We start from the raw sequence: 20,546 nt of genomic DNA on the forward strand, positions 1-20,546 counted from the left end.
GGGGTGTCAGCCGCATGGATGCGGCTGCCAAGCCTACAGGGACGTACTTGCGGCGTCCCCGCACTCCGGCACCGCCCCACCATCCCGCGGATCGCCCGCTTTTGATGTTGATGTTGCTGTTGCCGTTGCCGTTGCTTCGGCGGGTGCCGGGCGCAGCCCGGCCCGACCTCAGAACCCCAGCGGGGTGTCGCCCAGCACCGGCTGCAGCTGGCTGCGGAACAACGCCTGGATGCGTTCCAGTGCCGCCTCGTCGTTGCCCTCGAAGCGCAGCACCAGCACCGGCGTGGTATTGGAAGCACGCACCAGGCCCCAGCCATCGGGGAAGTCCACGCGCAAGCCGTCGATGGTCGACAGGCGGCCGCCCACATACGGGTTGTCCGGCGACTGCGCCGCCGCCACCAGCATCGCCACCAGCGCATGCGGCGTGCCTTCGGCCACCGGCACCTTCAGTTCCGGCGTGGCCACCATCTCCGGCAGCTCTGCCAGGACCTCATCCGGGGTTTCCTCGCGCTGGGCCAGGATCTCCAGCAGACGCGCCGCCGCATACAGGCCATCGTCGAAACCGAACCAGCGCTCCTTGAAGAAGAAGTGGCCGCTCATCTCGCCAGCCAGCTCGGCATCGGTCTCGCGCATCTTCGCCTTCATCAGCGAGTGCCCGGTCTTCCACATCAACGGGCTGCCACCATTGCGCAACACGTGGTCGGACAGCTTGCCGGTGCACTTCACGTCGTAGATCACCATCGCGCCCGGATTGCGCATCAGCACGTCGGCGGCGAACAGCATCAGCAGGCGGTCGGCATAGATGATCTTGCCTTCACCGGTGACCACGCCCAGCCGGTCACCGTCGCCATCAAAGGCTACGCCCAGGTCGGCACCGAAGCGCTTGACCGTCGCTACCAGATCTTCCAGGTTGGCCGGCTCGCTGGGGTCCGGATGATGGTTGGGGAAGGTACCGTCGACATCGCAGTACAAGGGAATGACTTCGGCGCCGATCGCTTCCAGCAGCTGCGGTGCGAGCGCACCGGCGACGCCGTTGCCGGCATCGGCCACCACCTTCAGGGGGCGGTCCAGCTGCACGTCGTCGGCGATGCGCTGGATGTAGTCGGCACTGACATCGCGCTGCTGGTAATCGCCCGGCTCGGCGGCCTGCACCAGGCGGCCCTCGACAATGCGCTGGTAGAGATCGGTGATGGCATCGCCGGACAGCGTCTCGCCGCCGATCACCACCTTGAAGCCGTTGTACTCGGGCGGGTTATGACTGCCGGTGACCGCCACGCAGGTGCCGGTACGCAGGTGGAAGGCGGCGTAGTACACCAGTGGGGTCGGCGCCAGGCCGATGTCGATCACCGCACAACCGGCGCGACGCAGGCCCTCGGCCAGGCCTGCGGCCAGCTCCGGCCCGGACAGGCGGCCATCACGGCCGACCACCACCTCGCGCAGGCCCTGTTCCAGGGCCACGGTGCCGATGGCCTGACCGATCAACGCAGCGGTCTTCGGCGTCAGTTCGCTGCCGACCACGCCGCGGATGTCGTAAGCGCGGAAAATGCCGGCGGCCAGTTCCTCGGCCGGCACCGGCGGCGGCGGCGGCGTGCTTTCGTCGCTGGCGGCGGCCAGCGGGGGCGGCGCCATCTGCAGGCTCTCGCTCAGGGTTGGGCCATGGTCGGCCTCCGCTGCAGCGGCACGGCGCGGCAGTGGCAGGGTCTTCGGCAGTCGGCCACGACCGACCACCAGCAGCACGGCGATGAACGCCAGCAGCAGCGCGACGATGGCGCTGGCCAGCGCGCCCAGGCCCAGCGGGCCGGCTTCAACATTGGGCACCGCGGCGACCAGCCGCAGCGGTGTACCGGCGACCGGCCGTGCCAGTGCCTCGGCGCTTTCCGCCAAGCCGGAATCGCCTTGGGCGACGAGGTCGTGCGCGCCCTGGCGCAATCCGAGGAAACCCGTGGACGGCGCGCTGACCTGATCCAGCGGTGAGGTCAGCCGCAGCAACGGCTGGCGCACATACAGCACCGCCGGGCCGAGGCTGCCCAGTTGAACCGGCGCTGCCAGGCCCAGGCGATTGCCACCGCCATCGCGGACCACGCGCAGGCTGGGCTTGCCTTCGGCCAATGCCGCTTCCAGCAGCGCCAATCGGGCATAGCCAAAGGCGGCCGGGTCGGCGTAGGCGTTGGCCAGATCGGCAGTCAGCACGTCAGCCTGCTCCACGCCGGTCCAGCTCTCGCGCACGGCCAGCGCCGCTGCCGCGGCATCACCGGCCTGCAGCGCCTGCTGCACGCGTTCGTTCTTCAGCTGCTGCTGCAGCTGCTTCAGCTGGCCGGCGGCCGCCTCCTGCAGGCCCTGCACGGCCTGGTCACGTGCTTCTTCCAGCGCCTGGCCGTTGGCCTCCTGGCGCCATTGCTGCACCGCGCTCCATCCGAACCAGCCAGCCAGCAGGACCAGCAGCACCCCCAATAGTGGCGCGCTGCGTCCCAACGACCGTCCCCGCTGTCCTTCCCCGATGCCGCTCATCGATGTCCCCCGTCAACGCACCCCGGTATGGCCGAATCCACCCGTTCCCCGCACGCTGTCGGTGAAAGTATCCACCACCTGCAGGCTGACGCGGGCAATCGGCACCACCACCAGCTGCGCGATGCGATCGCCCGGCTCGATGGTGAAGGCCTCGCGACCACGGTTCCAGACGCTGATCAGCAGCGGGCCCTGGTAGTCGGCGTCGATCAGACCGGTGCCGTTGCCGAGCACGATGCCATGGCGATGGCCCAGCCCCGAGCGCGGCAGGATCACCGCGCACAGGTTCGGATCGGCGATGTGGATGGCCAGGCCGCTGGGCGCCAGCGCAGTGTCGCCCGGCTGCAGGGTCAGCGCGGTATCCAGCGCGGCGCGCAGGTCCATGCCGGCGCTGGCTTCGGTGGCATAGGCCGGCAGCGGCCAGCTGTCGCCGAAGCGCGGATCGAGCAGCTTGACCTGCAGCGGTTGGGAAGTGGAAGCCTGGGTCATGCCTGGAGTCTCCGCGCGATCAGCGCCAGCAGTTGTTCGGCCAGCTCGCGCTTGGAGGTGGCCGGGAATACCTGTTCACCGTCCTGCCAGAAGGCAGTGGCGGCATTGTTGTCGCTCTCGAAACCGCCGCCGCTGATGCCGACCTGGTTGGCGATCACCAGGTCCAGGCGCTTGTCGACCAGCTTGCCACGCGCATATTTCTCCACGTCGTGGGTTTCGGCGGCAAAGCCGACCACCAGCTTCAGCGACTGCGTCTGCGCGGCAACTTCGGCAAGGATGTCCGGCGTGCGCACCAGCTCGATCACCAGCGACTGGCTCTCGGCGGTCTTCTTCAGCTTCTGCGGAGCCACCTGGCGCGGCGTGTAGTCGGACACCGCGGCGGCGCCGATATAGATGTCGGCCGGCAGCGACTTCAGCACGGCATCGCGCATCTGCGCGGCCGAGCGCACGTCGACCCGCTGCACGCCGGGTGGCGTCGGCAGCTGTACCGGGCCGCTGACCAGCACCACCTGGGCGCCCATCGTCGCGGCAGCCGCGGCCAGGGCGAAGCCCATCTTGCCGCTGCTGCGGTTGCCGACGTAGCGCACCGGATCGATGTCTTCATAGGTCGGACCGGCGCTGATCAGCAGGCGCAGGCCCTGCAGCGCGCGGATTTCCGGCGCGGCAACTGTCGCGGCGCTGCTGCCATTGGCGGCCAGCGCGGCCACGATGTCGCCGGGCTCGGCCAGACGACCCGGACCGGACTCACCTTCGGCCAGCGGACCGTCGACCGGACCGATCACCTGCGCGCCGCGCTGGCGCAGCAGGGCGATGTTGGCCTGGGTGGCCGGATGCAGCCACATGCGGTGGTTCATCGCCGGGCAGATCGTCAACGGCGCAGTGCTGGCCAGGCACAACGTGCTGACCAGGTCATCGGCGTGGCCCTGGGCCAGCCGTGCCAGCAGATCGGCGGTGCCCGGGGCGACCACGATGCGGTCGGCCCAGCGGGCCAGCTCGATGTGGCCCATGGCCTGTTCGGCGGCGCTGTCCCACAACGTGGTGCGGGTCGGCTGCCCGGACAGGGCCTGGAAGCTGAGCGGAGTGACGAACTGCTGGGCACCGGCGGTCATCGCCACCTGCACCAGGGCACCGGCGTCGCGCAGGCGCCGCACCAGTTCCAGCGCCTTGTACGCCGCGATCCCGCCGCCGACGCACAACAGCAGTTTCTGACCTTCCAGCGCGCGGGCCGGCGCGGGGGAAGCGTTGGGGGAGTCAGCCACCTGGAATTCCTGTGCAAACGAGGGCGCTAGCTTACCCGATGGTCGGTAATGTCCCGGTGCAGGGTGCACATAGCAGACAGCTATCAGCAGATGGAGCGCGCTGCGCTTGACCCGGAGTTTGCCGGGTATCGGTTTCGGACCTTTCCTATACCTCTGCGGCCCTGCTCTTTTGCAGAATCAGGCGTTGGCTGCCGCTCACCGTGGCCTGTTCGATCCTCAAGGAGCCGCGTGCATCCACGCATCATCATCGCCGACGACCATCCCGTGGTCCTGCATGGCATCCGTATCGTGCTGCAGACCCATCTGATGGACATCGTCGGCAGTGCACGTGACGGTGCCCAGCTGCTGGAGCTGGTGGACCACCACGACTGCGATGCAGTGCTGACCGACCTGTCGATGCCGGGTGCCGGCCCGGATGGTCCAGAGCTGATCGACGCGCTGCGCATGCGCCGCCCTGGCCTGCCGGTGGTGGTGCTGACCGGCGCCCGACATCCCGGCCTGCTGGACGGACTGCTGCGGGAGGGCATCAGCGGCCTTGTCGACAAGTGTGCCGATTTCGCCGAACTGCCCCAGGCGCTGAACGCCGCGCTGGCCGGGCAGGTATTCGTCTCCCAGCAGCTGCGCCACCACCTGCAGGCGCGCGACCTGCTGTTTCCGCGCGAACCGGCGCCGCTGTCGGCACGTGAACAGGAAGTGCTGGAGCTGCTGGCGGCCGGTCTCAACGTGAACGAAGTCGCCGAGCGCTGTGGGCGCAGCCCGAAGACCATCAGCCGGCAGAAGGCCGAAGCCAAGCGCAAGCTGGGCCTGCAGAACAACCAGGAACTGTTCGATTACCTGCAGACCCGGCGCGACTGAGGCATCGACCGACCCGGGCCTGCGGCAAGCCCTGATGGGAGACGCCGCCTGGGCTGGCGATGATGCAGGCATGCCCATCCACGACTGGCCCGAACAGGAACGCCCCCGCGAGAAGTTGATCGCGCGCGGGCCCACGTCACTTTCCGACGCCGAACTGCTGGCCCTGTTTCTCGGCTCCGGGTTCGGCGGCCGCGATGCCGTGCAGACCGCGCGCGACCTGCTGCAGGCGCATGGCCCGTTGCGGGTGCTGCTCGATCGGCCCGCGCGGGAGCTGGCCCGCCTGCCCGGGCTGGGCCCGGCGCGCAGCTGTACGCTGGCTGCCGGGCTGGAACTGGCCCACCGTTACCTGGCCGCCGAGCTGGAACACGGCGAAGCGGTCGGCAACAACCCGGCCGCGGTCGGCCGCTATCTGCAGCACCGCCTGCGGGGGCAGGCCCGGGAGATCTTCATGGCCCTGTTCCTGGACAACCGCCACCGCCTGATCGCCTGCGAGGAGCTGTTCCACGGCACCATCAACGCCGCACCGGTCTACCCCCGCGAAGTGGTCCGGCGCGCCCTGCTGCACAACGCGGCGGCGGTGATCCTCAGCCACAACCACCCTTCCGGCGACCCGGAACCCTCCAGCGCCGATACCCGCATCACCGACGAACTGCAGCAGGCGCTGGCAATGGTGGACGTGCGCCTGCTGGACCACTTCGTGGTCGGCGAGGGCCGTCCCGTTTCATTTGCTGAACGGGGCCTGCTATCCCCGCCCCAGCCACGCCTGTTCGGCTGAGCGCGGCCCCTTCGGGCGCCATCGGCCGCCCCCACAGGCATGTTCTGGTCAGCGTGGGCGCGGGCATCTGCGCTAAAATGGGCGATTCCGCCGCTCATTCTCACAGCAGGCCTCGTGAAAAATCTCCTCCGCGCCCTGATCAGCCAAGGCATCGAAGCCTTGCGCGCCAATGGCACCCTGCCCGCCGACTCCCTGCCGCCGGACTTCGTGGTCGAGCGCCCGAAGACCCGCGACCACGGCGACTTCGCCACCAACGCCGCGATGCTGCTGGCCAAGGCCGCGCGCAGCAATCCGCGCGCACTGGCACAGGCATTGGTCGAGGCGCTGCCGCGCAGCGAGGACGTCAGCAAGGTCGAGATCGCCGGCCCCGGCTTCATCAACTTCCACCTGGCCCCGGCCGCGTACCAGCGCGAAGCCGCCTCGGTCATCAAGGAAGCCCACGACTACGGCCGCAACCTGTCCGGCAACGGCCGCACGGTGGGCGTGGAGTACGTGTCGGCCAACCCGACCGGTCCGCTGCATGTCGGCCATGGCCGCGCGGCGGCGATCGGCGACTGCGTGGCGCGCGTGCTCGATGCCAACGGCTGGAACGCCAAGCGTGAGTTCTACTACAACGACGCCGGCGTACAGATCGAAAACCTGGCGCTGTCCACCCAGGCGCGGATCAAGGGCATCGCGCCGGACCAGGACGGCTGGCCGGAAGGTGGCTACCGCGGTGAATACATCGCCGACGTCGCCCGCGCCTACATGGCCGGTGCCAGCGTCGACCTGGAAGGTAGCACCGTGGTCGGCGCCAAGGACCCGGACGACATGCAGGCAATCCGCCGCTTCGCCGTGGCCTACCTGCGCAACGAGCAGAATCTGGACCTGGCCGCGTTCGGCGTCGACTTCGACATCTATTTCCTGGAAAGCTCGCTGTACGCCGACGGCAAGGTGGCCGAAGCGGTGGCCAAGCTGCAGGCCTCGGGTCATACCTATGAAGAAGGTGGCGCACTGTGGCTGCGCAGCACCGACTTCGGTGACGACAAGGACCGCGTGATGCGCAAGTCCGACGGCACCTTCACCTACTTCGTACCGGACGTGGCCTACCACCTGTCCAAGTGGCAGCGCGGCTACGAGCGCGCGATCACCGAACTGGGTGCCGACCACCATGGCTCGCTGGCACGCGTGCGCGCCGGCCTGCAGGCGATGGAAGTGGGCATCCCGCAGGGCTGGCCGGAATACGTGCTGCACCAGATGGTCACCGTCATGCGTGGCGGCGAGGAAGTGAAGCTGTCCAAGCGTGCCGGCAGCTACTTCACCCTGCGCGACCTGATCGAGGAAGCCGGCCGCGATGCCACCCGCTGGTTCCTGATCGCGCGCAAGCCCGATTCGCAGCTGACCTTCGACATCGACCTGGCCCGCCAGCAGAGCAACGACAACCCGGTGTTCTACGTACAGTACGCCCATGCCCGCGTCTGCAGCCTGCTGCGCCAGGCGCAGGAGAAGGGCCTGGTGTACGAACAGGGCAACGGCCTGGCCAACCTTGGCCGCTTGGCTGACGACGCTTCGCTGCTGCTGATGAACGAGATCTCGCGGTACCCGGAAGTGGTGGAGGCGGCTGGCGTGGCGCTGGAACCGCACCTGGTGGCGCAGTACCTGCGTGAATTGGCGCACGCCTTCCACACGTGGTATCACGGGACGCCGGTGCTGGTGGAAGACGCCGCCGATCGCAACGCCAAGCTGACCCTGGCCTGCGCCGCGCGGCAGGTGCTGGCCAACGGCCTCGAACTCCTGGGCGTCAGCGCCCCGGAAAAAATGTAAGCATCAGGAGACGCAGTACCCATGGCAGCACGACGCGGCAAAAACCAGGCACGACGCAACAGCAGCAGCCAGGGCACACCCGGATGGGTGTGGCTGGTCGCTGGCGTGGCGATTGCGGCCGTGGTGTTCCTGGCGGCGCCGAACCTGTTCAAGGGCGAAGGCGATGGCTTCCTTCGCGCCGGTCCGCAGCCGAACCCGAACGCGCAGCCGGCCCCGGTCGCGGATGCCGACAGCGATGTGGGCACCCAGCCGGCCGCGCAGCCGGCCACGCCGAAGCCGGCCGAACCGGAAAAGCCGGCCGCCACCCAGTACGACTTCTACACCCTGCTGCCGGGCAAGGAAGTTGAAATGTCCGACGCCGAACTGGCCGCCAGCGCGCGTGCCGAAGACCAGCGCCGGGCCAAGGCCGAAGCGCAGCGCGCGCAGGCGGCACTGGAAGGCAAGCCGGTTCCGCCGGTTGCGGCCACCGCACCGCCGGCCACGGCCAGCGTCGCCAGCACTGCGCCGGTGACCGCTACCAGCCGTCCGCTGCCGGCACCGCTGAGTGAACGCCCGGCTGCGGCAACGCCGCCGGCCAGCACGCCGACGGCGTCGACCAGCGCCGCCGCCACTCCGGCAGCGCGTGCGGAAACCCCGCCGACCACGGCCAGTACGCCGGCCGCTGCTGCACCGGCTGCCGCCGACAACGCCCGCTACATCCTGCAGGCGGGTGCGTTCGGTGCCTCCGGCGATGCCGAAGCGACCAAGGCCAAGCTGGCGATGATGGGCCTGGCAGCACGCGTGGAATCGGCGCAGATCAACGGTAAGACCGTGTACCGCGTGCGCATGGGGCCGTATGGCAGTGCCGGCGAGTTGTCCGAAGCCAAGCAGAAGCTGGATGGCACCGGCCTGCAGGCGATGGCGATCAAGGCGCAGTAAGTCTGCCGCTATTAATGAAAAAGCCGGGCACTGCCCGGCTTTTTTGTTTCTGTAGAGCCGAGCCATGCTCGGCTGAATCCAGACGAAGCCGAGCATGGGCTCGGCTCTACAGGACCTACCCCACCAGCGATCACACGAGACGTCGCACGGTGCGGGTCAGCCTTCGCGTGCCACCTGGAAACCAGCAAATGACTGGCTGACCGGCATCAGTTCCAGGCGATTGATGTTCAGGTGCGGCGGCAGGCTGGCCACCCAGAAGATCTGTTCGGCGATGTCTTCGGCGGTCATCGGGTTGGCGCCGGTATAGAGCTTGTCCGATGCCGCCTGGTCGCCATGGGTACGCACCACGGTGAACTCGGTTTCGGCCATGCCCGGCTCGATCGTGGTCACGCGCACGCCGGTGCCGTGCAGGTCCGAACGCAGGCCCAGCGAGAACTGGCTGACGAAGGCCTTGGTACCACCGTAGGCGTTGCCGCCCGGGTACGGGTAGACGCCGGCCACCGACGAAATGTTGATGATCGCGCCCTTGCGCTCCACCAGCTGCGGCAGCAGGCGATGGGTCAGGGTCACCAGCGCGGTGATGTTGGTGTCGATCATCGTGGTCCAGTCCGACAGCTTGGCGCTCTGTGCCGGCGCGGTGCCCTGTGCCAGACCGGCGTTGTTGACCAGCAGATCGATCTCGCCGAAGGCAGGCGGCAGTGCCAGCAGCGCGGCTTCCATCGCGACCGGATCGCGGATGTCGAAGGCGGCCGCATGCACCACGTCCTTGCCGTAGCGCTCGACCAGCGGCTGCAGGCGTTCACTGCGGCGGCCGGTGGCGATCACCTTCCAGCCCGCCTGGGCGAAGCGGTGGACGGCGGCGGCGCCGAAGCCGGACGTGGCGCCGGTAATCAGGACAGTGCGGGTCATCAGGCAACTCCAGGGGGAAAACCAGACCCCCATTCTGGCACCGTCGGCCGGGGGTTGCGTTGCCTGATCGGCCGGATCCGGCCCCGCCTGCCGGGGTGACCGGTACAATTGGGCCATGATCAACAACGATGTCCTGCGCAGCGTGCGCTACTCCCTGGACCTGGGCGACCACCACGTGGTGACCCTGTGCCAGATGGCCGACCCGGCCTTCGCCGTGGATCCCGAACAGGTGAAGGCCTGGCTGCGCCGCGAGGACGAAGCCGGTTTCGAAGCGATGAGCGACAGCGCGCTGGCGCACTTCCTCGACGGCCTGATCGTGCACCTGCGCGGTCGCGACGAGAGCCAGCCGCAGCGTGCGGTGGAAACCCGCATCGACAACAACCTGGTGCTGAAGAAGCTGCGCGTGGCGTTCCAGCTGCGCGACGTCGATCTGATGGAGATTTTCGCCAGCGCCGGTTTCAACGTGTCCAAGTCGGAAGTGGGTGCATTGTTCCGCCAGCCCGGGCACACCAATTACCGGCGGTGCCTGGACCAGATGCTGCGCAACTTCCTCAAGGGCCTGAGCCTGCGCCTGCGCGGCTGAGCACGGCCTCGACGAACGCCCGCGCCGCCGGTGTCGGCAGCCGCTGCCAGACCAGGTGCACGCGGCGGGTCGGGGTCGGCTGCAGCGGAATCCGCACCACGCCTTCAAAGCCTTCGGCGATCAACGCCGGCACGATGCCAACCGCCAGCCCATGGCGGACGAAGCGCTCGACCAGTTCCATCAGGTTGACCTCGAAGCGCACCGTGTGCGGCAGGCCAGCGGCGGCGAAGGCATCGTCGGTCTGCCGCCGCGCACCGGTGCCGCGCGGGAAGTCGACCAGCGCCTCGTCCTGCAGTTCGGTCAAGGGCAGCTGCTTGCGCCGGGCCAGGCGGTGCGACGGCGCCAGCACCGCCACCAGGTCTTCTTCCTGCAGCATCTGGTGGCAGACGCCATCCAGCGCTGCCGAAGGCGCCAGACCGACCAGTGCCACATCCAGGTCGCGTGACTGCACCTGCGCGATCAAGTCCTCGCTCTTGTCGACCCGCAGCTGGAACTCGACCTGCGGGTGCGCCTGCTGGAAGGCAGCCAGCATTGCCACCACATCGATGTCGGTCAGCGAGGAGATCTGCCCGATCGCCAGCAGGCCACGCACCTCGCCACTGACCGCAGCCACGTCGGCGCGCAGGTGGCGCAGGCTGGCCATCACCTGGCGTGCGTGCACCAGCAGCGCCTCACCGGCCGCCGTCGCCCGCACCTGCCGCGGCAGGCGCTCGAACAGCGGCGTGCCCAGTTCCTGCTCCAGGTAGGCAATCTGGTGGCTCAACGCGGACTGCACCACATGGCAGCGTTCGGCAGCACGAGTGAAATTGCCCTCTTCGGCCAGGGCGACGGCAAATTCGAGCTGCTTGAGATTCATCCAACTATCTCGTTTCCAGATGGCATGGATGATGATGATTCATTTCCATCATGGTCGCAGCAGGCGGACACTGTGCACCCCGCTTCCTGGAACACCGCGTGAGTCCGTCCCTCCCCCCTCTGCACCGCTGGCAGGTGCTGCTGATGTCGGTGGCTACCGGCGTGGCCGTGGCCAGCAACTACTATGCGCAGCCGCTGCTGCACACCATTGCCGATGCCTTCGGTGTGCCATTCGGCAAAGTCGGCATGGTGGTCACTGCCGCGCAGCTGAGCTATGCCGCCGGACTGATCCTGCTGGTGCCGCTGGGAGACCTGTTCGAACGCCGCCGCCTGATCGTGGTGATGAGCCTGTTGTCCGCCGGCGGGCTGGTGATCAGTGCCTGCGCGCCGTCGCTGACCTGGCTGCTGGTGGGCACCGCGATCACCGGCCTGTTCTCGGTGGTGGCACAGGTGCTGGTACCGTTCGCCGCTACGCTGGCCGCGCCGGAGCATCGCGGTCGCGTGGTCGGCACGCTGATGAGCGGCCTGCTGCTGGGCATCCTGCTGGCACGTACCGTGGCCGGCCTGCTTTCCAGCCTGGGCGACTGGCGCCTGGTATACGCGATCGCCGCCGGCACCCTGGTGCTGACCGCACTGGCACTGCAGCGCGGCCTGCCGCGCTTCCACCACAGCGCCGGCCTTGGCTACTTCGCATTGCTGCGCTCGATCGGTGTGCTGTTCGTGCAGGAGCCGGTCCTGCGCCAGCGCACGCTGCTGGGCGCCTGCAGCTTCGCCATGTTCGCGATCTTCTGGACGCCACTGGCGTTCCTGCTGGCACAACCGCCCTACGACTACAGCGACGCCACCATCGGCCTGTTCGGACTGGTCGGCGCGGCCGGCACGCTGGCGGCCGGCCTGGCCGGGCGCATGTCCGACCGCGGGCAGACCGGACGTGCAACCGCCATCGCGCTGGTGCTGTTGCTGCTGTCGTGGCTGCCGCTGGGGCTGTCGGCACATTCGCTGCTGGCGCTGCTGGTCGGCGTGGTAGTGCTGGACCTGGCCGCACAGCTGCTGCACGTCAGCAACCAGAACCTGATCTATGCGCTGCAGCCTGCGGCACGCAACCGCCTCAATGCCGGCTACATGACCGGCTACTTCATCGGCGGTTCGCTGGGTTCGCTGCTGTCGGCGCAGGTCTACCAGCGCTTCGGCTGGACCGGCGTCTGCGTGGCCGGTGCTGCGGTGGCCGTGCTGGCCCTGCTGCTGTGGCTGCCCGGCGCGCTGCGCGCGCGCCAGGCGGTGTCGCCGAACTAGAAGCTGCCCTGCAGCGCCAGTTCCCACCGTCCACCGGCATTGCCCGGGAACAGTCGCTTGGCTGCGTTGTCGGTGTCATGCACGGTGGCGCGCAGCTCCCATGCAGGGGTCAGCGTGGCAATGGCACTGATCTGGCCATGCAGGTAGTCCGGCCCCTGCGCGGTGGCCAGCCAGTACTGGCCCACCGCCGCTTCCAGGCGGAAGCGCTCGTGCAGCGGTACCCGCACGCCCAACTGGGCATAGGTGCCGCGATGGCCGCCCGCCAGCGCGTCGTTGGAATGGGCGACCTGCAACCAGGCGCGCTGCTTCCAGGTCACGCTGGTATTGAGTTCGGTCCAGTCCAGCGCGCGTCCAGTGCCCGGGTACATGTAGCGGGTCAGGTTGGCATCCAGCGTCCAGTCCGGGGCCAGCGCGCCGGACCAGCCCGCCACCAGGTCGAACTCGCTGCGCGCGCCGTTGTCCGGCTTGAACGAAACGTTGGAACCCCACACGCTGGCGTACCAGCCCGATGGGATCGAGGCCTTCGCGCCGGCCTGCACCGCCGGGTCGCCGTCGCTCTGCGAGCTGCCGCGCCACACGTAGTCACTGGTCAATGCGGCACTGCCACTGACCTGCACCTGTGCCTGCGCGCTGCCGATCCCGAGCAGCCCTGCCAGGGCGGCCACCACGGCCGCCGTCATCCCCTTGCTGTTCACTGCACTGTGTTCCTCGTCGAAGGCGGTCACGCCGCCGGGAACGCAGTGTCGGGGTGGTGGCCGTAACGGATCGAGGGTGCTGCCGGGCCCGTGGCGCAAATTCGGCGTAAATCCGCGGATCGGGGCCACATGCCATCAGCGCGGTATCATGGCGCCCTGTTTCCAGGAACCAACCGCGTGGACGCCATCCTGACCCCGGTATCGATCGGCGAGCTGATCGACAAGATCACCATTCTCGAGATCAAGGCCGAGCGCATCGACGATGCCGCCAAGCTGAGCAACGTGCGCACCGAACTGGACGGCCTGCTGCCCTTGTTGCAGCAGCAGCTGCAGGCACAGCCGGCGCTGGCCGTGCTGAAGCAGCAGCTGAAGGCCATCAACGAGCGCATGTGGGACATCCAGGACCAGCTGCGCGACAAGGAAGCGGCCCAGGTGTTCGACGATACCTTCATCCAGCTGGCACGCGGTGTCTATGGCACCAATGGCGAGCGCGTGCAGGTGAAAAACGAAATCAACCGCGTGGCCGGTTCGGCGCTGGTGGAAGAGAAGCAGTACCAGGGCGAATAGGCCCGCTCATCCGCAATCGAGCAGGTGCCGGATGCGGAACAGCTCACCATCGCTGTGGATGCCCAGCTTCTCGTAGGCGGTCCGCTTCTGCGTGCTGACGGTACTGGCCGTGCGCCCGAAGCGCCGCGCCACCTCCCCGGTGGTGCAGCCCTGCAGGACCAGCCGCAGCACCTCGCGCTCACGTCGGCTCAAGGGCGTGAGCACCGGCGCCGGTGTGCGCCGCATGCGCGATCGGCTCAACTGCGTACGCAACTCCGGTGGCACGAAGCGGCCGCCACGGGCCAGTACGTCAACTGCGCGCCGCAGCATCTCCGGCGTGGTTCCCTTGGACAGAAAGCCGCGCGCGCCGGCCTGCATCGCTATGGTCACCGTACTGGCATTGCAGTGCGCAGACAGCACCAGCACCGGCAGCAGCGGCCAGCGCCGTGACAACAGCCGCAACAGGGACAGACCCTGTTCGGGTCCGCACGGCGCCAGCAGGTCGATCAGCAACAGGTCGATGCCATCTGGCTGGCGCTGCAGCAGATCGAGCAGATCACCTTCGCGGGTGAAGCTGCCACAGACCTGCACGCCACCGTGCTGGCAAAGCACCACCTCCACCCCCAGACGCAGCACGGGATGCGGCGCCAGCATTGCCAGGCGGCGGGGCCGATCGAGGGGCAGAGCGGGAACGGCAGGCGGCATCACATGGATCCGACGGTACGAAGCGCCCACCGTAGGCCCGCGCCGGGAGCAGCGGAATCCAATTTATTGCAACGCAGCAGCGGCCCCGGAACATGCTCAGCTGCGGTTTCGGGTCGTCACAACGCAACAGGCCCGGCATGAGCCGGGCCTGTCGAGGCATCTTCAGCGCGCGGGCGCGCCGAGCCAGCAATTACCAGCTGAAGCGCGGGCCGACGGTGTATTCCTTGTCGCCGTCGCGGTTCATCTTCAGCTCGCCGTTCAGGCCCCAGTTCTGGTTCAGCTTGACCTGGCCACCCAGGCGGCCGTACCACTGGCCTTCCGGATTGATGCCGTGCTTCTTCGAGAAATCTTCGTAGCCGACCATGCCGTAGACTTCGGCGTGGGCACCGAAGGCGGTGCGGATACCGGCTTCAGCGCTGTAGCCGTTGAAGTCCAGGCCGTGCTTCTGGTCGCGCTTCTGGTAAGCAACGCGGGCAACGAAGTCGGTGGTCGGAGCGATTTCAACGTTGTAGCCGGCGCCGATCTTCCACTGGTCCAGCTTGATGTTGGTGTGGTCGATTTCCTGGCGGCTGTACTCACCGAAAGCGTGGAAGTTCGGCAGGAAGCCGTACGAACCCTTCACGCCCCAGCCGTCGGCCTTGAACGCGTCGATGTCGGTCTTGGCGTAGTCGGCTTCGGCGTAGTTGTAGGACAGGTTCTCAGCAGCCGAGGCGGTGAACGGCAGGGCAGCGGCCAGAGCCAGAGCAATCAGCGAATTCTTCATGGGGGTACACCTTTACTTTCTTATGGTGTGCAGCAGCGCCAGAGCGCCATCGCATCGGGAATGTAAATTCTCCGTTATTCGCCACAACGCTCCCTGAAAACAGCGGTCTTCGCATTGCTGAATTTTTTGGCTTGATTCAGGCTGCGTCTGGCATACGCGCGCGGCGCGCGTGCATTTGTGATTCGTCGTCGATTGCAACAGGAGGTTGCCTTGCACGTTTCCGATCCGCTGCTGATGCCTGTCCGCGCCGCCCTCGTGGCCTGCGCTGCCCTCCTGTTTCCAATCCACGCTGCGCACGCGCTGCAGGCGGCTGACTACCAGAGCGCCGAACGCGTGCATGACAGTCATCTGCGCGGTGCGCTGCGCAATGCTTCGGTGCTGCCCCACTGGCTGGCCGATGGGCGGTTCTGGTACGAACGCGAAGACGCGCAGGGCCGGCGCCAGGCGATACTGGTCGATCCAGCCCAGGCTACGCGCCAGATCCTGTTCGAACCCGCTGCGCTGGACGCTGCAGTAGCACCTCTCGGTGCCGGCGGGCCACGCCTGCGCTTGAACAGTGTGCAGGTACTGGATGATGGCCTGCGCCTGCAGTTCAACGGCGAGGCGGCAATCAACTGCCAATGGCCACGCCTGCAGTGCACGGCCGCACCGCAGCCGTCGCCGCCAGCCGATGCATTGCCTTCGCCCGGCGGTGACGCCTGGCTGCAGGTACGTGATCACAATCTGTGGCTGCAGCGCTCTGGAACGGCGCCGCAGGTACTGACCCACGGCGGTGAGGCCGGGCATGGCTATGGCGTACTGCCGGACTTCACCCTGCGCGGCATTCCACGCCGTCAGGGCCGGATGCCGGTGCGCCCGTTCGCGGTCGGCTGGTCAGCGGATGGGCGCTACGTGGCCGGCATCCGCTACGACGAACGCGCGCTGCAGGACTACCCCTATCTGGAAAGCAGCCCGACCCACAGCGCGCGGCCACGTGTGCATACCGTGAAGCTGGGGGTGCTGGGCGATGCACAGCAGGTCCGCGACAGCCTGTATGTGATCGATATCCTCAGCGGCAGGCAGCATGACATCGTGCTGCCCGAGGGCTGGAACACGCTCAGTGAGGCCGGCATCCTGGGTTGGGACGGTGATCGGTTGTATGCCGTGATCGCGCACTTCGGCACACCGCGCAGGCTGCGCCTGGTGGAGGTCGATGCCAACAGCGGTGCATTGCGCACGGTTCTGGAAGAAGCCAGCGACACTCGCCTGCAGCTCAACGTGTATTCCTACAACCGGCCCGCGGTGGCCATCCTGCCCGGGCAGGACACCGCCGTGTGGTTCTCGCAGCGCGATGGCTGGGGCCATCTGTACCGGGTGCGCCTGTCCGACGGCAAAGTGCTGCGCCAGCTCACCCGCGGCAGATGGGTGGTGCGTGACCTGCTGGGTGTGGACGCTGCGGGTGGCTGGGCGTACTTCAGCGCCGGTGGCGTCGACGGTGGCGACCCCTACGTGCGCGGCCTGTACCGGGTATCGCTGCAGGGCGGTCCGATCCAGCCCCTGACCGCTGATGGCAACGACCACATGGCCGATGCCGGTACCGGCGCGCTGTTCGGGGCACGCGCGCCGCGGGCGCTGTCGCCTGGCGGCGGCTATCTGGTGGATACCGTTTCCCGTCTCGACCAGCCACCACGCACCGTGCTGCGGGCCAGCGATGACGGCCGTGAAGTGATGGTGCTGGAAACAGCCGATGACAGCGCGATCGTTGCTGCCGGTTGGCGCCCACCACGGCGCGAGCGGCTGCTGGCCGCCGATGGGCGCACGCCGATCTTCGCCACCGTCTACCTGCCCCGTGACTATCGCGATGACGGCAGCTTCCCGGTGATCGACGCGGTGTACGGTGGTTCCTTCATCAGCAATGCGCCGGTGACCTACGCCGAGGCGGTATCTGCCTTGAATCCGGTGTCACGCGCCAGCCTGGCTGAACTCGGCTTCGTGGTGGTCAGCATCGATGCGCGCGGCACCGGTGGCCGCGACAAGGCGTTCCATGACAGCAGCTTCCTGCGCGCCGCCGATGTGCAGCTGGATGACCATGTGGCCGCGCTGCGCCAGCTGGGCAAACGCTACCCGGGCATCGACCTGCAGCGGGTCGGCATCTATGGGCATTCGTTCGGCGGTTACAGCGCGGCGCGTGCATTGCTGCGCTACCCGGCGTTCTACAAGGTGGGCGTGGCCTCGGCCGGCAGCCACAATTTCCAGGGCATGTACGGCGGCGCGCTGCACGGCATGGACCGGCTGTTCGGTGGCGTGCTGCCAGCTACGGCCATGGCCGATGGCGTGCCGGCGCCCTTTGCCGGGCTTGACAATGCGGCACTGGCCGGCAACCTGCGCGGGCATCTTCTGCTGGTCTATGGCGAACTGGACGAGAACGCGCCACCGGCGCTGACCCTGCAGCTGGCCGCCGCCCTGAACAAGGCCCAGCGCAGCTACGACCTGCTGTACCTGGCCCGGCAGGACCACGAACTGTTCCGCAACGACGCCACCTACACGCACCGCATGTGGGACTACTTCGTGCGCCACCTGGCCGGCCAGCAGCCGCCGGATACGGTGCTGGCGCCGCTGCCCGGTGGCCCGGGCTGAACAGGCGCACACAGGATGTCGATCCCCGACGCCCTGGTTCGTCGGGTACTTGAAGGCCGTGCATGCGGCACGGTCCATCCGGAGGCAGGCAATGAGCTACATCGATGGTTTCGTCCTGGCGGTGCCCACCGCCAACAAAGAGAAGTTCCTCGCCCATGCACGCACAGGGGATCCCGTTTTCATCGAGTACGGCGCGCTGCGCGTGGTCGAGTGCTGGGGCGACGACGTGCCACACGGCAAGACCACCGACTTCTTCGGCGCAGTGAAGGCCACGGCGGAAGAGACGGTGGTGTTTTCCTGGATCGAATGGCCGGACAAGCCGACCCGGGACGCCGGCATGGCAAAGATGATGGAAGACCCGCGGATGGATCCGGCCAAGAACCCGATGCCGTTCGACGGCGCGCGGATGATTTACGGCGGCTTCGTGCCAATCTACGAACTGAAGCGCTGACCTCAGCGCAGGGCTCGGCGGGCGCGCTCAGCGCGCGTCCGTTTCATCGCTGGCGGCAGCATGGCCGGCACCCAGTGCAGCACCGGCGCCAAGCCCACCCATGCCGGCACCCATTCCGCCACCGCCACCACCGCCACCCGCACGACCGCCCTTGGCATCTCCGTCATTGCGGCCCTTGCCGCCGCCGCTGGCGCCGGGCTGGGTCGGCCCCTGTGGTGGAATCAGCAGGTCGGCGGGGATCCGCGCCAGGTCCAGCGCTTCACGTACGAAGTCACGCAGCGAGACCACCAGTTCGTGGGTGTGCACCGGTCGCCCCTGTGCCAGTTCGTTGGCCGCGCGCGCGGCCAGCCGCACCTGTTCGTCGGTGCCCAGCAGCAGGATGTCCGACAGCGCGGCCTCGACGGCATCGCGGATGCGGCGCGTGCGATCCGAACGCGGCTCGGCAATGCCTTCCGCCTCTTCGCGCTGGCGCAGGTCGCGGCGATGGCTGGGATCCACCCCCAGTTCGCCGGTGAACGAGCCGCCCAAGGTCTTGTAGGCGGCCATCAAGGTGCGTAGCCGCTCGTTGATCTGCCGGTTCTCGCGCTCACGTCGCTGCTGCAGGGTCTGCATCACCAGCAGGCGGACACCCACGCCCAGCAGAGTGATCAGGACCAGGCCGGCCAGCGTGGACAGCACGCCCTGCCAGGAACTGAAGTCGATACCGCGCATGATTAGAGATTCCTACTACTTGGCCCCGCCCAACAATCCTTCAAGAAAGTTAAGCGATTCGCTTTCGCTCGTCTTAATCAAGGAAACCCGCTCCTCCGATTCGCGCAGCAACATTTGAATTCCCTGAATTCTAGAAGTCAACTCCTTGCGGAGGCGCGACTTCATAGGCTCTTCGGTCGACACCCGACCCAAGACATCTGATCGCCTAAGATCTAAATCAGCCCAAAGGCAAAGATCGTTCGACGTCGGCACGAGCAACCTAATCAAATCAATCTCATCATCGTTAATACGCAACGCCATTGACCTGAAACCCTCAATCTTATTGGAGTCCCAGCTTACTGAAGACAATCTAACGATCAGCCACTCACTCATCGCCTCTGGAGTTAAAATTGAAGTTGACGAGAGCGGATCACAGAGCCTCCTCCTTCTTGGAAGCTCCACAAATTTCCAAAACCTATCTTCATTTATTTCGGAAACGAATCTAAATACTTGAGCAACAGATGCAGGCGCCTCCGCCTTCATTAATCTGCTCGCCCCCTCACTAAGCTCCACGTCATCTCCAGCAAGAAGATGCGATGCCGCATAATACTCTTGAATACTCGTATGTATAAAATGCCAACACTTACCCTCCAGAGAGACAAGCGACGAGGTGTCAGCAACATCCAACAGAAAATCCTGGGAATCGCCCCTAACCCCCGCTCGCTCCAAGGCCCAATCAGACAGCTTAAGAGCTCTATCTACAGTCAACTCACCCGCGAACATGCTGGCAAAACAGAACTTTTGAAAGACCTTCCTATACGAAAGAGTCGTCAAACCCATTCGTCGATATCTGACAAAAGGCGTTTTAAAGCTATCATGCCGCTCAAATAGAACAGGGAAAATGTTGTCGTAGAATTCTGCGAGCTGCTCAGGCAATTGCTGCGTTTGCCTGTACTGCGCCACAAGCAGAGTCACCAGCAACGGCGTCTCCAGAAGCTTCAGGGCATTACCTTTATGAGCCGCGAGAGCAACATTTAGAGAGCCTGAAAGCGAGTCATCTCCACATAGCTTTGCTACGAGCTGCCTGACATCTTGATGATTTAATCTTTCGATCTTGCAGACTTGCAGATCAGGGCTGCCGGCCAATCCAACATGAGGGCGGCATGTTACGAACAGACGGACGTACGGGAACGTTGACGTGATATAGGCAATATCTCTATCAATCTTCTCCGCCATTTTCTGGTCTAATTCGTCAAATCCATCCAGAAACACAACCACATCGCGCCCCACGGAGAGAGCCTTAAGACCCTCCGTATTCCCTGGAAGCCCAAAGTTCCTAAGGTCCTGAAGGATAGCCGAGGCAAGCGGCTTAGACTTATCGGATCTCCGAAGCTCGACGAATAGCCCAATTTTTCCTTCTTCCAGAATCGCTGTCGCACAAAGCTGGCGCAACAGCATTGACTTTCCTTGTCCGGCCACTCCCTCAATCAATATATGGTCATGCTTAAAGTCGTCAACGCTTTTGGGACGATTTTTGTATAGCGGACCGGAGACACGAGGCACGCAATAGAACTGTGAAAGCGAGGTCAGATTCTCTGGCGCGAGAAGAGTTTTGACATGAAGAAGTCGCGAAGCATATAGAGCCAACCGCGACTGGACGAGTTCCTGATCAACTTCAGCCTTAGCTCTACCACCCAGCTTTTTTACAAGCCTTGACACAGCCTCCTTCGCGGAAACTGATAGAACTGCCTTCACCAACTCATCTTGGTAGTCCATTCAATGCCTTCCCTGTGCTTATTGCAGTCAGTGGGCATGAGTCGCCGAAAAACTTACATG

Annotated in this window: 19 protein-coding genes; 9 read left to right on the forward strand and 10 right to left on the reverse strand. The window is 66.2% G+C overall.

All coding sequences use genetic code 11. From position 1 onward, the window contains the following. Positions 1-168 precede the first annotated feature (168 nt). The 3 genes from R1H25_RS07360 to coaBC are packed head-to-tail and all read right to left on the reverse strand — an operon-like array spanning position 169 to position 4,253. Positions 169-2,508, reverse strand: a complete 2,340-nt coding sequence (locus tag R1H25_RS07360; RefSeq protein ID WP_317223195.1) for a phosphomannomutase/phosphoglucomutase — start codon at positions 2,506-2,508, stop codon at positions 169-171. A gap of 12 nt (positions 2,509-2,520) precedes the next feature. Beyond that, positions 2,521-2,994, reverse strand: coding sequence for a dUTP diphosphatase (gene dut / locus R1H25_RS07365; protein WP_317223196.1), 474 nt, complete (start codon positions 2,992-2,994; stop codon positions 2,521-2,523). Further along, entirely contained in the window at positions 2,991-4,253 is a 1,263-nt protein-coding gene (gene coaBC / locus R1H25_RS07370; RefSeq protein ID WP_317223197.1) for a bifunctional phosphopantothenoylcysteine decarboxylase/phosphopantothenate--cysteine ligase CoaBC, read from the reverse strand. Before coaBC ends, dut begins: the two co-directional genes overlap by 4 nt. 228 nt (positions 4,254-4,481) lie before the next feature. On the opposite strand from coaBC, the gene R1H25_RS07375 reads away from it, so the two are divergent. The 4 genes from R1H25_RS07375 (at position 4,482) to R1H25_RS07390 (ending at position 8,604) form a co-directional block, all read left to right on the forward strand. Further along, positions 4,482-5,108, forward strand: coding sequence for a response regulator transcription factor (locus R1H25_RS07375; protein ID WP_049448694.1), 627 nt, complete (start codon positions 4,482-4,484; stop codon positions 5,106-5,108). Between the two features lie 70 nt (positions 5,109-5,178). Beyond that, positions 5,179-5,883 (forward strand): DNA repair protein RadC, encoded by a 705-nt coding sequence (gene radC / locus R1H25_RS07380; RefSeq protein WP_049448728.1) that lies wholly within the window; start codon positions 5,179-5,181, stop codon positions 5,881-5,883. Between the two features lie 114 nt (positions 5,884-5,997). After that, on the forward strand, positions 5,998-7,686 hold the full coding sequence (argS, locus tag R1H25_RS07385; protein WP_012478915.1) for an arginine--tRNA ligase: 1,689 nt from the start codon (positions 5,998-6,000) through the stop codon (positions 7,684-7,686). 21 nt (positions 7,687-7,707) lie between these two features. Next, entirely contained in the window at positions 7,708-8,604 is an 897-nt protein-coding gene (locus R1H25_RS07390; RefSeq protein ID WP_317223198.1) for an SPOR domain-containing protein, read from the forward strand. A gap of 156 nt (positions 8,605-8,760) precedes the next feature. Here R1H25_RS07390 and R1H25_RS07395 read toward each other — a convergent pair whose 3' ends face one another. Beyond that, positions 8,761-9,513, reverse strand: a complete 753-nt coding sequence (locus R1H25_RS07395) for an SDR family NAD(P)-dependent oxidoreductase (RefSeq protein WP_049448698.1) — start codon at positions 9,511-9,513, stop codon at positions 8,761-8,763. 115 nt (positions 9,514-9,628) lie between these two features. Here R1H25_RS07395 and R1H25_RS07400 point away from each other — a divergent pair, with 115 nt between their 5' ends. Then, positions 9,629-10,096 (forward strand): DUF1456 family protein, encoded by a 468-nt coding sequence (locus R1H25_RS07400; RefSeq protein WP_005411992.1) that lies wholly within the window; start codon positions 9,629-9,631, stop codon positions 10,094-10,096. On the opposite strand, the gene R1H25_RS07405 is transcribed toward R1H25_RS07400, so the two are convergent. Next, on the reverse strand, positions 10,065-10,952 hold the full coding sequence (locus tag R1H25_RS07405) for a LysR family transcriptional regulator (RefSeq protein WP_197616210.1): 888 nt from the start codon (positions 10,950-10,952) through the stop codon (positions 10,065-10,067). The two genes, R1H25_RS07400 and R1H25_RS07405, sit on opposite strands and share 32 nt — an antisense overlap. Positions 10,953-11,095: 143 nt before the next feature. Between R1H25_RS07405 and R1H25_RS07410 the strand changes: the two genes are divergently transcribed. Next, the gene (locus tag R1H25_RS07410) at positions 11,096-12,244 is read left to right on the forward strand and encodes an MFS transporter (protein ID WP_373695557.1); all 1,149 of its coding nucleotides are present in this window, start codon (positions 11,096-11,098) and stop codon (positions 12,242-12,244) included. Here the strand turns inward: R1H25_RS07410 and R1H25_RS07415 are convergent. Beyond that, positions 12,241-12,939, reverse strand: a complete 699-nt coding sequence (locus tag R1H25_RS07415) for a TorF family putative porin (RefSeq protein ID WP_317223200.1) — start codon at positions 12,937-12,939, stop codon at positions 12,241-12,243. The two genes, R1H25_RS07410 and R1H25_RS07415, sit on opposite strands and share 4 nt — an antisense overlap. A 177-nt stretch (positions 12,940-13,116) precedes the next feature. Between R1H25_RS07415 and R1H25_RS07420 the strand changes: the two genes are divergently transcribed. Continuing rightward, positions 13,117-13,506, forward strand: coding sequence for a DUF6165 family protein (locus R1H25_RS07420; RefSeq protein WP_317223201.1), 390 nt, complete (start codon positions 13,117-13,119; stop codon positions 13,504-13,506). 6 nt (positions 13,507-13,512) lie between these two features. Here the strand turns inward: R1H25_RS07420 and R1H25_RS07425 are convergent, their stop codons facing one another. Beyond that, positions 13,513-14,190, reverse strand: coding sequence for a response regulator transcription factor (locus R1H25_RS07425; protein ID WP_317223202.1), 678 nt, complete (start codon positions 14,188-14,190; stop codon positions 13,513-13,515). A gap of 190 nt (positions 14,191-14,380) precedes the next feature. Further along, positions 14,381-14,953, reverse strand: a complete 573-nt coding sequence (locus R1H25_RS07430) for an Ax21 family protein (protein ID WP_032130335.1) — start codon at positions 14,951-14,953, stop codon at positions 14,381-14,383. A 210-nt stretch (positions 14,954-15,163) separates the two neighbouring features. Here R1H25_RS07430 and R1H25_RS07435 point away from each other — a divergent pair, with 210 nt between their 5' ends. Both R1H25_RS07435 and R1H25_RS07440 read left to right on the forward strand, forming a co-directional pair. Beyond that, the gene (locus R1H25_RS07435; protein ID WP_317223203.1) at positions 15,164-17,569 is read left to right on the forward strand and encodes a DPP IV N-terminal domain-containing protein; all 2,406 of its coding nucleotides are present in this window, start codon (positions 15,164-15,166) and stop codon (positions 17,567-17,569) included. Positions 17,570-17,660: 91 nt separating this feature from the next. Next, positions 17,661-18,020, forward strand: a complete 360-nt coding sequence (locus tag R1H25_RS07440; RefSeq protein WP_317223204.1) for a DUF1428 domain-containing protein — start codon at positions 17,661-17,663, stop codon at positions 18,018-18,020. 27 nt (positions 18,021-18,047) lie between these two features. Here R1H25_RS07440 and R1H25_RS07445 read toward each other — a convergent pair whose 3' ends face one another. Next, positions 18,048-18,731, reverse strand: coding sequence for a hypothetical protein (locus R1H25_RS07445; RefSeq protein ID WP_317223205.1), 684 nt, complete (start codon positions 18,729-18,731; stop codon positions 18,048-18,050). A 15-nt stretch (positions 18,732-18,746) separates the two neighbouring features. Next, entirely contained in the window at positions 18,747-20,486 is a 1,740-nt protein-coding gene (locus R1H25_RS07450) for an NACHT domain-containing protein (protein WP_317223206.1), read from the reverse strand. Between the last annotated feature and the right edge of the window lie 60 nt (positions 20,487-20,546).

The sequence above is a fragment of the Stenotrophomonas veracruzanensis genome (genome assembly GCF_032911525.1).
GTDB classification, from domain to species: Bacteria; Pseudomonadota; Gammaproteobacteria; order Xanthomonadales; family Xanthomonadaceae; genus Stenotrophomonas; species Stenotrophomonas africana.

What these genes read in the sequence shown, in the direction of transcription:
- R1H25_RS07360 (WP_317223195.1), bottom strand. Translation starts at nt 2,508, where the DNA reads ATGAGCGGCATCGGGGAAGGACAGCGGGGACGGTCGTTGGGACGCAGC.
- dut (WP_317223196.1), bottom strand. Translation starts at nt 2,994, where the DNA reads ATGACCCAGGCTTCCACTTCCCAACCGCTGCAGGTCAAGCTGCTCGAT.
- radC (WP_049448728.1), top strand. Translation starts at nt 5,179, where the DNA reads ATGCCCATCCACGACTGGCCCGAACAGGAACGCCCCCGCGAGAAGTTG.
- R1H25_RS07390 (WP_317223198.1), top strand. Translation starts at nt 7,708, where the DNA reads ATGGCAGCACGACGCGGCAAAAACCAGGCACGACGCAACAGCAGCAGC.
- R1H25_RS07395 (WP_049448698.1), bottom strand. Translation starts at nt 9,513, where the DNA reads ATGACCCGCACTGTCCTGATTACCGGCGCCACGTCCGGCTTCGGCGCC.
- R1H25_RS07400 (WP_005411992.1), top strand. Translation starts at nt 9,629, where the DNA reads ATGATCAACAACGATGTCCTGCGCAGCGTGCGCTACTCCCTGGACCTG.
- R1H25_RS07405 (WP_197616210.1), bottom strand. Translation starts at nt 10,952, where the DNA reads ATGAATCTCAAGCAGCTCGAATTTGCCGTCGCCCTGGCCGAAGAGGGC.
- R1H25_RS07410 (WP_373695557.1), top strand. Translation starts at nt 11,096, where the DNA reads ATGTCGGTGGCTACCGGCGTGGCCGTGGCCAGCAACTACTATGCGCAG.
- R1H25_RS07425 (WP_317223202.1), bottom strand. Translation starts at nt 14,190, where the DNA reads ATGCCGCCTGCCGTTCCCGCTCTGCCCCTCGATCGGCCCCGCCGCCTG.
- R1H25_RS07430 (WP_032130335.1), bottom strand. Translation starts at nt 14,953, where the DNA reads ATGAAGAATTCGCTGATTGCTCTGGCTCTGGCCGCTGCCCTGCCGTTC.
- R1H25_RS07440 (WP_317223204.1), top strand. Translation starts at nt 17,661, where the DNA reads ATGAGCTACATCGATGGTTTCGTCCTGGCGGTGCCCACCGCCAACAAA.
- R1H25_RS07445 (WP_317223205.1), bottom strand. Translation starts at nt 18,731, where the DNA reads ATGCGCGGTATCGACTTCAGTTCCTGGCAGGGCGTGCTGTCCACGCTG.
- R1H25_RS07450 (WP_317223206.1), bottom strand. Translation starts at nt 20,486, where the DNA reads ATGGACTACCAAGATGAGTTGGTGAAGGCAGTTCTATCAGTTTCCGCG.